The sequence below is a fragment of the Hymenobacter rubidus genome, from assembly GCF_016734815.1.
In the GTDB taxonomy this organism is placed as follows: domain Bacteria; phylum Bacteroidota; class Bacteroidia; order Cytophagales; family Hymenobacteraceae; genus Hymenobacter; species Hymenobacter rubidus.
Window position 1 is genome coordinate 116,057 of record NZ_JAERQF010000007.1, and the last position, 12,136, is coordinate 128,192.

General features: G+C 59.4%; 12 protein-coding genes. 3 read left to right on the top strand and 9 right to left on the bottom strand.

Annotated elements, in window-relative coordinates; genetic code table 11:
* Window positions 1-89 precede the first annotated feature (89 nt).
* On the top strand, window positions 90-443 hold the full coding sequence (locus tag JKL48_RS07465; RefSeq protein ID WP_201980778.1) for a hypothetical protein: 354 nt from the start codon (window positions 90-92) through the stop codon (window positions 441-443).
* A gap of 130 nt (window positions 444-573) precedes the next feature.
* Here the strand turns inward: JKL48_RS07465 and JKL48_RS07470 are convergent, their stop codons facing one another.
* The 7 genes from JKL48_RS07470 to JKL48_RS07500 form a co-directional block, all read right to left on the bottom strand.
* Window positions 574-1,530 carry a transketolase family protein gene (locus JKL48_RS07470; RefSeq protein WP_201980780.1) on the bottom strand — a complete coding sequence of 319 codons (957 nt, stop codon included), beginning with the start codon at window positions 1,528-1,530 and terminating at the stop codon, window positions 574-576.
* A 115-nt stretch (window positions 1,531-1,645) separates the two neighbouring features.
* Window positions 1,646-2,008, bottom strand: a complete 363-nt coding sequence (locus tag JKL48_RS07475) for an endonuclease domain-containing protein (protein WP_201980783.1) — start codon at window positions 2,006-2,008, stop codon at window positions 1,646-1,648.
* A gap of 137 nt (window positions 2,009-2,145) precedes the next feature.
* Window positions 2,146-3,510 (bottom strand): vWA domain-containing protein, encoded by a 1,365-nt coding sequence (locus JKL48_RS07480; protein ID WP_317191905.1) that lies wholly within the window; start codon window positions 3,508-3,510, stop codon window positions 2,146-2,148.
* 136 nt (window positions 3,511-3,646) lie between these two features.
* Window positions 3,647-4,534, bottom strand: coding sequence for a transketolase (locus JKL48_RS07485; protein WP_201980788.1), 888 nt, complete (start codon window positions 4,532-4,534; stop codon window positions 3,647-3,649).
* Window positions 4,535-4,672: 138 nt separating this feature from the next.
* Entirely contained in the window at window positions 4,673-5,119 is a 447-nt protein-coding gene (gene bcp / locus JKL48_RS07490) for a thioredoxin-dependent thiol peroxidase (RefSeq protein WP_201980790.1), read from the bottom strand.
* Window positions 5,120-5,277: 158 nt separating this feature from the next.
* On the bottom strand, window positions 5,278-7,278 hold the full coding sequence (locus tag JKL48_RS07495; RefSeq protein ID WP_201980792.1) for a M23 family metallopeptidase: 2,001 nt from the start codon (window positions 7,276-7,278) through the stop codon (window positions 5,278-5,280).
* A gap of 146 nt (window positions 7,279-7,424) precedes the next feature.
* Entirely contained in the window at window positions 7,425-8,039 is a 615-nt protein-coding gene (locus JKL48_RS07500) for a fumarylacetoacetate hydrolase family protein (protein ID WP_201980794.1), read from the bottom strand.
* Between the two features lie 211 nt (window positions 8,040-8,250).
* Here JKL48_RS07500 and JKL48_RS07505 point away from each other — a divergent pair, with 211 nt between their 5' ends.
* Both JKL48_RS07505 and JKL48_RS07510 read left to right on the top strand, forming a co-directional pair.
* A complete protein-coding gene (locus tag JKL48_RS07505; protein WP_201980796.1) occupies window positions 8,251-9,045 on the top strand; it encodes a M48 family metallopeptidase in 795 nt (264 codons plus the stop codon).
* A 202-nt stretch (window positions 9,046-9,247) separates the two neighbouring features.
* On the top strand, window positions 9,248-9,739 hold the full coding sequence (locus JKL48_RS07510; RefSeq protein WP_201980798.1) for a hypothetical protein: 492 nt from the start codon (window positions 9,248-9,250) through the stop codon (window positions 9,737-9,739).
* Window positions 9,740-9,887: 148 nt separating this feature from the next.
* Here JKL48_RS07510 and JKL48_RS07515 read toward each other — a convergent pair whose 3' ends face one another.
* Entirely contained in the window at window positions 9,888-10,592 is a 705-nt protein-coding gene (locus JKL48_RS07515) for an alpha/beta fold hydrolase (protein ID WP_201980800.1), read from the bottom strand.
* Window positions 10,589-12,004: a UDP-N-acetylmuramate--L-alanine ligase gene (locus tag JKL48_RS07520; RefSeq protein ID WP_262895980.1), complete on the bottom strand. Its 1,416-nt coding sequence runs from the start codon at window positions 12,002-12,004 to the stop codon at window positions 10,589-10,591. Before JKL48_RS07520 ends, JKL48_RS07515 begins: the two co-directional genes overlap by 4 nt.
* Window positions 12,005-12,136: the final 132 nt, after the last annotated feature.

A 12,136-nucleotide genomic window follows, 5' to 3' on the forward strand; every position in this document is an offset into this window, starting at 1 on the left:
GCGCTTGCGAAATAGTCAGTATAGTCATTGTATATTGCAAGCAGCACCAACAAGCAGCACTAATACAAGCATTAACTGACACTACTGAAATGAAAGAGAATAAAGCATCTATAGTGACAAACTATTTTATTTTGGGCGAGGGCTCAGACGGAATATATTCTGACATTACAATCGAAATAAGTCCATCAACCACCGCAACGCTGAAAAGAGGAGATAAAATAGAAATTAAGGACGAGAGACTACTTGAGAGAATAGAATCTGAGTTTCAAAATAAATGGATAAAACCATACAGTAAATCAGGCATTTTCTTATCCATTCGAATTCTCAACATTGGGATTGACAAGTCGGGAAGAAAGTATGCAGTAGAGAATTCAGTAGGAGGACTGATGCATGATGCACTTCCTAAAATAGGCATTAAGCCACCACAAATATTTAGGCTATAAGAGAGATAAAATCCGCCGCTTTCATCTAAAGATTATGCGGTAATTACTTTCACGAAGCAGAGTTAGCTAACTAGCACACAAAAGCCCCGCAACTGCTGAAGTTGCGGGGCTTTCTGCATGTAAAGAGAAATTACTTCTTCCGCTTCATCACCGCTTCCACCGCTTCCACAATGGCTTTATCGGTGAGGCCGTATTTCTCCATCAGCTGGTCGGGGGTGCCGCTTTCGCCGAAGCTGTCGTGCACGGCCACCATTTCCAGGGGCAGGGGCTCTTCGCGGGCCAGCAGCTGGGCGATGCTGTCGCCGAGGCCGCCGTTCATCTGGTGCTCTTCGGCCGTCACCACGCAGCGAGTTTTGCGCACCGAGGCGAGGATGGCTTCGGCATCGAGTGGCTTGATGGTGTGGATGTTGATGATTTCGGCATTGATACCTTTCTCGGCCAGGAGCTTACCGGCGAGCACGGCTTTCCATACCAGGTGGCCGGTGGCGAAGATGCTCACGTCGGTTCCTTCGTTCAGGGTCCAGGCTTTGCCGATTTCAAACTTCTGGTCGGCGGGCGTGAAGTTGGGCACCACGGGGCGGCCGAAGCGCAGGTACACGGGGCCTTCGTAGTCGGCGATGGCAATGGTGGCGGCTTTGGTCTGGTTGTAGTCGCAGGGGTTGATGACGGTCATGCCGGGCAGCATTTTCATCATGCCCAGGTCTTCCAGAATCTGGTGGGTGGCACCGTCTTCGCCCAGCGTGAGGCCGGCGTGGGAGGCGCAGATTTTTACGTTCTTGCCCGAGTAGGCAATGCTCTGGCGAATCTGGTCGTACACGCGGCCGGTGCTGAAGTTGGCGAAGGTGCCCGTGAAGGGAATTTTGCCGCCAATGGTCATGCCGGCGGCCACGCCCATCATGTTAGCCTCGGCAATGCCGACCTGGAAGAAACGGTCGGGGTAAGCCTTTTTGAAGGCGTCCATCTTGAGCGAGCCGGTGAGGTCGGCGCAAAGGGCTACCACGTTGGGGTTAGAGGCACCCAGCTCGGCCAGGCCAGCGCCGAAGCCGCTGCGGGTGTCTTTGGATTCGGTGTAGGGGAAGTCTTTCATGGAAGTATTGAAGAGATTAAGACGGTCAAAACTCCCCTCCTTTTTTAAGGAGGGGACATTTTCACGAAGTGAAAATTGGGGTGGTTAAGTCGTTGAACGACCCGCGCCACAAAAATTAAGTAGTGTGAAATTTGCTTGCAATCGTCTGCAACACATCATCCAGCGCAGACCAAATCAGTTTATTTTCAAATCGAATTACCTGGATACCCAGCGTATTGAGGTAATCCGTGCGAGCGGCATCGTGCAGGCTACCCGCAACGGTGAAGTGGCCGGCACCATCCAGTTCTACAGCTATTCTTTCTTCGGGGCAATAGAAATCCAGAATATACGCGCCGACGCTGTGCTGACGGCGAAACTTGCGCCCGGCTAGCTGGCCACCTTTTAAGCATTTCCACAGGGTTGCTTCGGCAGGGGTTAACGTATTGCGGAGGGTGCGGCGGGCTTCTTTCTTTTGCGGCAGGTTGTGGTAGTTGTCCATTGCTACTTGGTGAAAGAATTTGCTTACCTGGCGCGAGTCGTTCAACGACTTAACCACCCCAATTTTCACTTCGTGAAAATGTCCCCTCCTTAAAAAAGGAGGGGAGTTTGACGTTCTATCAATTCCCTGCTGACACGTCATTTTCCGAAAATAGCCACCGAAGTCGTTTGTCCGCTCCGAATACTAAAATTGCGCACGTCTGTGTACTTGCTGCCATTGCTGGTGGCGGTGCGAAATACTAACCGGTAGGCGCCCGGCTGCATGGGCAAATTAATTTTGCTGCTACTGCCTTCGGGCAGGCTGTAAATCCAGGTCTGCGACTCATCATCATTCAATTGATAGATGCTGCCATAGCCTTTCAGGTCGGAAGTGACGTTGAGGGTGCCGGGCGACTCGTAGGTGAAGGTGTATTCCTGGCCTTGCTTGATGGTGATGCGACGCACGGTGCGCGGCAAGGTCAGGGCCTCGATTTCGTAGTTGCCGGCCAGCAGCTTCTGGCGGGTACCGAAGACGCCGGTGGTGACCGTGGCTCCGGCCTGACTGCGCACCACCGCCCGAACAGTGCCGTAGGGGTTAGGCGTGAGCGGCGGGTTTTGCAGCCAGAGCGTGCCCTGGGGCGTTTTGTAGGTGAGGACATTGGCCTTGCCGGGCACGATGGGGATGTTGGCCTGGCGCACGGGCGGCACGGTGTTTATCACGAGGTCGTAGCTCTGGAGGGCGTCCACGTCCAGCACGTCGGCCTTGCCCTGCGCGTCGCGGTAGTGCACGTAGTTGTATTCCGGCTGCCCGGTCACGTTGTTCACAAACGTCATGTTGACGTTGCTTTCCACGGGCCGGCCGGTGGCATCAGTGAGGTTCACTGCTACAGTGGTTTTGCTCAGCGTTTTGGCGATTACGTCGTTCATCACCGTGCGGAAGGTGGCTACTTCGGCCGCGTTGTAATACTGGCCGAGGCATTCGAGCTGCTTGCCAAAATCCCGCTCGGCCCCGATGCCGATGACGAAGGGTTTCAGAAAAACGTGCTTGCGCTGCAAGGCGATGGAGGCTGCGCAAGGGTCGCGGTTGCACGATTCGAGGCCGTCGGTTATCAACAGCAGCACGTTGCGCGACGACTTATCCGTTGGGAAGTCGTTGGCCGATTGCAGCAGCGAGTACGTGATGGGCGTGTTGCCCTGGGCCTTCAGTTCGGTCAGCTTTTTCTTGATGGCGGCGGCATTGCGCGGCGCAAATGGCACCTCAAGGCGCGAGTCTTCACAGTTCTTTTCCGAGTTGGGGTACTGGTGGCCGTACACGCGCAGGGCTACCTCCAGGTTGGGGTAGGTGTTGAGCGAGTCGACCATTTTGCTGAGCATGCGCTTGGCCACGTTCCAACGGGGCTGGCCTTCCCAGGGCGCCATCATCGAGCCCGAGGCATCGAGCAGGAAGAGAATGCGGGTGACCTTGGGCTTTTCGGGCGCGGCATTCTGGGCGTGGCTTTGGAAGCTGAGGAGCAACAGTAGCACGGCCCAAACGGCAAACCTCACCCCCGGCCCCTCTCCAAAAGAGAGGGGAGCCTGACGATTACCGTTAAGGTACAACAGGTGCCCCCTCTCCACGGGAGAGGGGGTCAGGGGGTGAGGTCGGCGTGAGGGAAGCATGCTAGTAGTCGCCGTCGGTTCCTACTTTCAGCTCATCGAGGGCGGTGGCCAGCTGTGCATCGTTCGGAGCGACGCCGTGCCACTTGTGGCCGTCCATCATGAAATCGACGCCGAAGCCCATTTTCGTGTCCATGATGAACATGACGGGCTTGGCTTTGCCGGCGGCGGCTACACAGTTTTCGAGGCTGGGGATGAGGGAGTCGAAGTGGTTGCCGTCGCCTTCGATGACGTGCCAGCCGAAGGCTTTGAACTTGGCCGCCACGTCGCCGAGGCCGCCGATTTCGTCGGTCGAGCCGTCAATCTGCTGGCCGTTGCGGTCCACGATGGCAATGAGGTTGTCGATTTTGTGGTGGCTGGCGTAGAGCGCGGCCTCCCAGTTCTGGCCTTCTTCCAGCTCGCCGTCGCCCATCAGGACGAACACGCGCTGCTTGTCGCCGTTCATCTTTTTGGCCTGGGCGGCACCGCAGGCCACGCTCAGGCCCTGGCCCAAGGAGCCCGACGCTACGCGAACGCCCGGCAGGCCCTCGTGCGTGGTGGGGTGGCCCTGGAGGCGTGAGTTCAGCTTGCGGAACGTGGCCAGCTCGCTGATGGGGAAGTAGCCCGAGCGGGCCAAACACGAGTACATGGTAGCCGAGGTGTGACCGTTGGACAGGAAAAACAGGTCCTGGTCCTTGCCGTCCATGTCGAAAGGCTCGGGGTGGTGCTTCATCACCTTGAAGTAGAGCGCGACCAGTAAATCGGTGATGCCGAGCGAGCCGCCGGGGTGGCCCGAATTCACGGCGTGCACCATGCGTACGATGTCGCGGCGCACCTGGGTGGCTATTTCCTTGAGTTCCTCAATGGATTTCTCGGGTTGGTCAACGGTTTTGGCGGTGGTGGTATCGGCCATAATGTTCGGAAGAAGTTGGGTTCAGTGGGTAAAGGTAGCAAACGGCGGCATCCGCCAACCGGCGTTTTTTCGGCCCGGCCTATTGCAATCGGTTACGATAGTGCCCGCCGGAAAAATCAGGTGCTGGCACACGCCTGCCTACAGCAGCTGGGCGGCGTGCTCCTTGGTGTCAACCTTCTTGATAATCTTCTCCAGCACGCCGTTTTCGTCAATCAAAAATGTGGTGCGCACGGTGCCCATGTAGGTTTTGCCGTAGTTTTTCTTTTCCTGCCACACACCGTAGGCCTGCACAATGGTCTTATCGGTATCCACGAGCAGCGGGAAAGGAAGGTCGTACTTCAAGGCGAATTTCTTGTGCGCGCCTTCATCGTCGATGCTCACGCCAATGACCTGAATGTTGCTGGCTTTCAGCTCTTCCTGGTGGTCGCGTAGGTTGCAGGCCTGGGCGGTGCAGCCGGGCGTGTCGTCCTTCGGGTAAAAGTAGAGGGCCACTTTCTGGCCGCGGAAATCGTGGAGGCTGATGGTGTTACCGTCCTGGTCCTGGGCGGTAAAATCGGGAGCGGGTTGACCGGGTTCGAGAGGCATTATTTTAAGAGTTGAGGGTTAATAAAACGTCATGCTGAGCGCAGCCGAAGCATCTCGCTCGAGGGAGTAATCCAATCGCAAGAAAAAAGTTAGCTGTAGCACGCGAGATGCTTCGGCTGCGCTCAGCATGACGTTCTTTCCCACTGTCACCTTCTCCCCTATAGGCTCAGCGGAATCACCCGCTCGTTGCCGGCCTGGTCGGTCAGGCGCAGTTCGGCGGGGCCGTGCAGCCTGGGGCCGAGGGTGTCGCTGGCCACGGTAAAAAGTAACGCCTTCTTGTGCTCGAAGCGCAGCAGCCGGAATTTGCCGCCGATGAGCAGCCGGTAGGTAGCCAGCCCGGAAAGGTCGTCGCCCACGCTGAATGACAGCTGCCCGCCGGCCCGGCTAATGAGACTGGCCTTGGGCGCAATGGTATCGGTGAGGATGCGATAGGAGGCAAACTGGCGAATAGGAGCCGTAATCTGGCCCTGCTCGTCCCACTTGCCGCCCACGTAGGCCCGGCCGCCCTTCAGCGTGGCCGCGTAGATGGCGGTGCGCGCCGGGTCGGCGGGCGGGGTGGCGGGCTTGAGAGTGAGCGTCGCGGTTTTGTAAAGCGGCAGTAGCGGCGAGCCCACCGTCCAGAAGCCGCTACCGGTGGGCTCGGGCTTGTAGGCGGTGCTCAGGTAGAGGTTGTTGAACAGCGTTTCCTTGCCAAATACCAGGTTGAGGTGGGCCGTGGCGTAGCTGAATTCTTTGCCCACCGGAATCATTACCTGGCGGTCAAATTTCTTGGTGATGTCGCCGAACCGGATGGAATCGGGTAGGCCGGCGCGCAGGTCGTAGAGGTACACGTTTTCGCTGTTCTGGGTGTAGCTGGGCCGGATTTCGAGGCGACGGTTGCCGCGCAGCAGCACCAGATTGGCCCCTACGGAATCGGTGCTCGGGTCGGCCGCTACGGCTTTCAGCAGGTTGCGCGTGACTTCAAAGCGCAGACCGGGCCGCTTCACCACCGCCGAGCGGGTTTTGAAGTAGGCCGGCTTTTCGCCGCGCAGCACCAGGTGCACCGGCGTCTGGTTGTTGTAGGAGTCAGCCAGGGTGATGTCGATGCTGTAGACCTTGCCGGCCTCCACGGTCAGGCGGCCCTTGGTGGGGCCGGTAGTATACATCTGCAGGTCGTTGCCGTCGTCTACCCACAGCTTTTGCAGGGTGCGCCCTTGGGTTTGCTGGTAGAGGAAATCGACAAAGTTGCCCACCTGCCGGGTGCCCGTCGGAAACGGCACGGCGTCGATGGTGTGCTGGTAAAACGGCTGCCCATTCACCTTCACCGTCACCCGCTGAATGCCGTTTTTGTTCCAGGCATTGTCAAACCTATCGAAGCCCTGCACCAGCAGGCCTACCGTACCAAAGCAGCTGATGGTATCGGCCCAGGTGGTGGCCACGCCCGGCCCCGGCAGCACCTTGGGCACAAACAGGGCCTTGGCAAATACCTGCTTCACCCGCGCCTCAATGCCCAGCGGCTCCAGCGCGAAGGCCTGCAAGGTGGGCGCCACGTGGTCCTGAATTTCCGGAAAGCCTCCCCATTGCAGGGGGTTGTACTGCCGGTCCTGGGCGTCGCGCACTTCCCAGTGCATGTGCGGGCCGGCCGAGCCGCCGGTGTTGCCGCTCAGCGCCACCAGTTCGCCCCGCTTCACCGGAAACCGGTCCTTCTCGAAAAAGGCTTCCAGCTCGTAGCTCTGCTTGTCATACTGCCGGCGCAGCAGCTCGTCGGCCACGGCGCCTTTGAAGGCGTTGAGGTGGCCGTACACGGTGGTCAGCCCGTTTGGGTGCGTGATGTAGAGCACGTTGCCGTAGCCAAACGACGACTGCTTGAGGCGCGAAATGTAGCCATCGGCGGCGGCAAACACGGGCTGGTTCACCCCGCCGCCGGTCTTGATGTCGAGCCCGCCGTGGAAGTGGTTGGGTCGCAGCTCGCCCATGCTGCCCGCCAGAAAGCCCGGCTGGCCCGGCGCAATGGGAAACATGAAATAGCCCGGCGCCACCGTGGGCCGCCCAGCGTTCAGCAGTTCACTCAGGCTGTGTTCGTGGTCACTCGAATCGGCCTCCTGGCCGCCTACCGCACCCGGCCGCCCCGCCAGTAAGGTCAGGGCCAGACCGAAAATCAACTTCGCTTTATTCTTCAAAATCTCAATAGTCAAAAAGCACGTCATGCAGAGCGCAGCGAAGCATCTCGCTTGCTTTACCTAACTCAATCGTCGCGGGGCATTATATACTGCCACAAGCAAGATGCTTCGCTGCGCTCTGCATGACGTGCTATTATAAAATCAATCTACCGCACGCCCAATTCCAGCAGCTTCTCCCCTTCCAGATACCCGGTCAGCTGGTCGCCGATTTTTACGGCGCCCACGCCGGCCGGTGTGCCGGTAAAAATCAAATCTCCCATTTTCAGCGAGATATATTTCGACACGAAGCTGATGATTTTGGCAAACGGGTGCAGCATCAGGCTGGAGTTGCCGGTTTGGCGGGTCTCCCCGTTTACGTCGAGGTGGAAATTGATGTTGGCCAGGTCGGCAAATTCGGCCACGGGTTTGAAGGTGGGCGAAATCGGGGCCGAGCCGTCGAAGGCTTTGGCCAGCTCCCAGGGCAGGCCCTTCTTCTTCAGCTCACTTTGCAGGTCGCGGGCCGTGAAGTCGATGCCCAACCCAATGGCGTCGAAATACGTGTGGGCAAACTGCTCGTCGATGTGGCGGCCATTCTTGCTCACGCGCAGCACCAGCTCCAGCTCGTGGTGGATGTCCTGCGAAAATTCGGGGATGAAAAACGGCTGGCCGCGTTGGAGCAGCGCCGTTTCGGGCTTCATAAAGATGACGGGTGCGGCCGGCACTTCGTTGTGCAGCTCGGCAATGTGGTCGGCATAGTTGCGGCCGATGCAAATGATTTTCATAGGGGACGGAAGGCAAGGCGGAAGGAAGTCAAAACTACGCCTTAGCGGCCGCTTGCGGCAACTGAAAGGCCGGTTTTCGCGCCCGCCGGACTGCCTCAACTAAACATTTACCCGGCCTCCCGCCGTATAGGCGGCAACCACGGGCCATCAACCTGGGCCCGTAGTTACCCGCCGCACCGCCGGTTATTCCCCTACTTCTTTCCCTTGTGCCATGTTCAAAAAACTCACCCTTGTAGCCAGTCTGGCTTTTGTGGCGGCCTGCTCCACGGTGCCCATCACGGGCCGCCGCCAGCTCAGCCTCGTCAGCGATTCCGAAATCAATACCCTGGCGGCCACGCAGTACCGCGAAGTCATTGCCAAAGGCCCGCTCTCGAACAATTCGCAGCAGGTGGCCATGGTTCGCACGGTGGGCCAGCGCATTCAGGCGGCGGTCGAGTCGTACTTCCGGCAGCAGAACCAGTCCGACCAGCTGGCCGGCTACCAGTGGGAGTTCAACGTGATTGAGGACAAGCAGGAAAATGCCTGGTGCATGCCCGGCGGCAAAGTGGCCGTGTACACGGGCATCCTGCCCATTACGCAGGACGAAAACGGTCTAGCCGTGGTGATGTCGCACGAAATTGCGCACGCTGTGGCCAAGCACGGCTCCGAGCGCATGAGCCAGGGGCTGGTGCAGCAACTGGGCGGGCAGGCGCTGTCGGCCGCTTTGTCGACCAACGCGCCGGCCACGCAGCAGCTGGCGCTCCAAGCCTTCGGGGTGGGCTCGCAGCTGGGTCTGCTCCGCTACGGCCGCAACCAGGAATCGGAAGCCGACCACCTGGGCCTGATTTTCATGGCCATGGCCGGCTACAATCCCGATGGCGCCATTACGTTCTGGCAGCGCATGGATGCCCGCGAGAACCAGGCATCCCCGCCCGAATTCCTTTCTACCCACCCCTCCAACGGCACCCGCATCGCCGATATTCAGCGCGAGCTGCCGGAGGCCCGCAAATACTACAAAGCGCGATAAGTTGATGAATGGGTGAATGGCTGGATGGTTGAAGGGTTGATTGGGCTAGCACTGCCGCCATGCGTATTCTAGTCCACCCATCTAACCATTCAGCCCTTCAACCGTCCAGCCATTCAACCATCCAGCAATTCACCCATTTAGCCATTCCATGAGATACCTGCCCCGTGTACTAGGTTTAGGCCTGCTAAGCCTGCTTATAGCCATGCTCATGTCGTGTGAAAGCACCAAGCCCGGCAAAAGCGAGTTTGGCAGCCCTACCCGCATCAAAGGCGAGGCCATTGCCAAGCCCGAAAGCCGCCAGATAGTGCACTTCACCGATACCACCACGGAGTACAAAACGCCCCGCAATGAGTTGGCGCAGGCATTTATCCGGCAGTTTGGCGATGGTACGGTGGTCGATAAAATTCAAGTTCGGAAAGCACCGGGCGCGTCCGGCAGCTACTACCTTATCGGCCTGGGCCTGCGCAATGGCATGTTCCGGGCTATGGCCCTGCCGCTGAATGGCGGGGGCGACAATACCTACTACCTGCGGCCCTCGGCCGAGCGCTATATTCTCACGAGCGTAGGCTGCCCGGCCTGCTTCTTCAATTTTGAGAATGGCCGCATTGTGGGTACTTCCTGCTCCGAAAATTCCGGCGGCAGCCACTGCGACCTGAAAATAGAGGCTGCCAACGAATTATTTGCCGCCCAATGACTACGCGCAATAAATGGCTGCTGCGTCTCGGCCTCACGGCCCTGGCCTTGCTCATCACCACCGACCGTAAACGGCCAGTGGCGCCCCCAACCCTAAAAAGCCCGCCGAATAGCGGGCTTTTTTAATGCCACTCAATCGCCTGAATGTTTTATACCGGGTGCGCCATGGCGAAGCTCCGTATGCGGTCAGCCAGTCCGACGGCATCCACTCGTTCGAGCGGGTGAGGCGTGTTGGGCAGTAATTCGTGCCGCGCCTGGGGCAGCAGTGCCGCCAGCTCGCGGCCGGCCGGGCTCCCGGCCGTGTGGTCGGCATCGCCGAGCAGCACCTGAACGGGCACCTGCAAACCAGCCAGGGAGGCCGCCGAAAGCGGCGGGTCGTCCGCGGCCGTCAGCATCAGGGCGGCGGTGGCGCGCACCACGGCAGCCCAGTCGGAAGGCGCGTGGCGCTGGCGCAGCACCTCGGCAAAAGCAGGCACCTTGGCCTGCATCTTGTCGGGGTCCAGCAGGCGGGTTTCGGCTGTTGCGCTTTCCAGCGTCCAGTCCAGCTTGGTGCCCAGCGTGGTGATGGAGGCAAACAGCGCAGGCGCCTGGCTGGCCGCCAGCAGCGCCGCGTAGCCGCCCATGCTGTAGCCAAACACATGCGCCGGCAGCACCTCGTGGGCGTCCAGAAAGCTCACCACTTCTTCGGAAAAATGCGGCAGTGTGAACGTTTCGGGCCACACCTCGCGGCCACCATGACCGGCAAAGGCGAAGCTTTTCACCTCAAAATCTGTCCGCAGCAATTCCGCCAGGGGTTCCAGGGTGGCCGGGCTGCCTAGGGCCCCGTGCAACAGCAGCAGCGTGGCCCTGGTCATGAGGCGGTTATTTCAGTGGCCAGCGCCGTGAGGTCGAGCCCATCGAACGTGCCCGACGACATAAGCAGCAGGTTGGCATCGGTCCAGTTCTGGGCCCGCAGGAAAGCGGCCAGCTCCGCGCTGTTGGTAATCACCTTCAGGTCGGGCCGCTGGAAAGCTTCGGCCACGGTAGCGGCGGCCAGCGACGGCAGGCGCTTGTGCTCCAGCACGTGCGGGTTGAAGTACACCACGGCCACGTCGGGCGCATCGAAGCAGTGCGCGTACTGCGGCAGGAAGGCTGGGTTGAGGCTGCTAAACGTGTGCAGCTCCAGGCAGGCCACCAGGCGGCGCTGCGGAAACTGCTTTTTCAGGGCCGTGGCCGTGGCTTTGAGCTTGCTGGGCGCGTGGGCAAAATCCTTGTACACCACCGAGGTAGCGCCCTGCCGCACCAGCTCCAGCCGCCGTGCCGCGCCGGGAAACGAGGCCACCGCCCGAAAAAAGTCCTTGCCCTTAATTCCCAGCTGCTTACACACTTCCTTAGCCGCCGAAATGTTGCGCAGGTTGTGCTCGCCAAATACCTGAATGGGCACTTCTTCGTCCTTCTTGTTAATCAAAAACGTGCGGCCGTCCCGAATCACGTTTTCGTGCGGCCCGTAGCCGATATAGGTCACGTCGGGGTTGGTGGGCACGGCAATGAGCTGGGTCTGCTCGTCGTCGCGGTCGTAGATGAGCACGCCAGCCTTGGGCGTCATGTCGGCGAAGATGCGGAACTGCTCGCGGTAGATTTCCTCGGTCGGAAACACGTTGATGTGGTCCCAGCTGATGCCCGAAATCACCCCGATGTGGTGCTGGTAGAGGTGAAATTTCGGCCGGCGGTCCACCGGCGACGACAGGTATTCGTCGCCTTCGATGATGATGATGGGCGCATCATCCGTCAGCTGCACCATCAAATCGAAACCCGTCAGCTGGGCTCCCACCGCGTAGTCGAACTTGCGGTTGTGAAACCGCAACACGTGCAGAATCAGGGCCGTGATGCTGGTTTTGCCGTGCGAGCCGCCGATGACGATGCGCTGCTTGTCGCGGCTGGCTTCGTAAATGTATTCGGGAAAGGAGTAGATTTTCAGTCCCAGTTCCTGGGCGCGGAGCAACTCGGGGTTGTCGGGGCGGGCGTGCATGCCCACTATCACGGCATCGAGGCCGGGGGTGATGCGGGCGGCGTCCCAGCCCTCCTGCGCGGGCAGCAGGCCGGCCGCGGCGAGCCGTCCCTTGGCGGGCTCGAATATTTCGTCGTCGGAGCCGGTGACGTGGGCCCCGCGCCGGTGCAGCGCCAGGGCCAGGTTGTGCATGATGCTGCCGCCCACGGCAATGAGGTGAATGGCCTGGCGTGCGCCGGCGTGCTGTTCGGGATGGACGGGACTGGTGGCAGATTCCAAATCGGGGGAGTGGTTAATGGGTCGTTGTCAATTATCGGCGAAACGTGTCAGCAAGGTATCCTCGAAATTGACCGCAGGCACCCTATTCCCGACAATTGACAACGAGTAACTGACAATCAGAAAGCAAGGGCG

Coding starts and splice junctions, on each gene's coding strand:
- JKL48_RS07465 (WP_201980778.1), top strand. CDS start 90: ATGAAAGAGAATAAAGCATCTATAGTGACAAACTATTTTATTTTGGGC.
- JKL48_RS07470 (WP_201980780.1), bottom strand. CDS start 1,530: ATGAAAGACTTCCCCTACACCGAATCCAAAGACACCCGCAGCGGCTTC.
- JKL48_RS07475 (WP_201980783.1), bottom strand. CDS start 2,008: ATGGACAACTACCACAACCTGCCGCAAAAGAAAGAAGCCCGCCGCACC.
- JKL48_RS07485 (WP_201980788.1), bottom strand. CDS start 4,534: ATGGCCGATACCACCACCGCCAAAACCGTTGACCAACCCGAGAAATCC.
- bcp (WP_201980790.1), bottom strand. CDS start 5,119: ATGCCTCTCGAACCCGGTCAACCCGCTCCCGATTTTACCGCCCAGGAC.
- JKL48_RS07500 (WP_201980794.1), bottom strand. CDS start 8,039: ATGAAAATCATTTGCATCGGCCGCAACTATGCCGACCACATTGCCGAG.
- JKL48_RS07505 (WP_201980796.1), top strand. CDS start 8,251: ATGTTCAAAAAACTCACCCTTGTAGCCAGTCTGGCTTTTGTGGCGGCC.
- JKL48_RS07510 (WP_201980798.1), top strand. CDS start 9,248: ATGCTCATGTCGTGTGAAAGCACCAAGCCCGGCAAAAGCGAGTTTGGC.
- JKL48_RS07515 (WP_201980800.1), bottom strand. CDS start 10,592: ATGACCAGGGCCACGCTGCTGCTGTTGCACGGGGCCCTAGGCAGCCCG.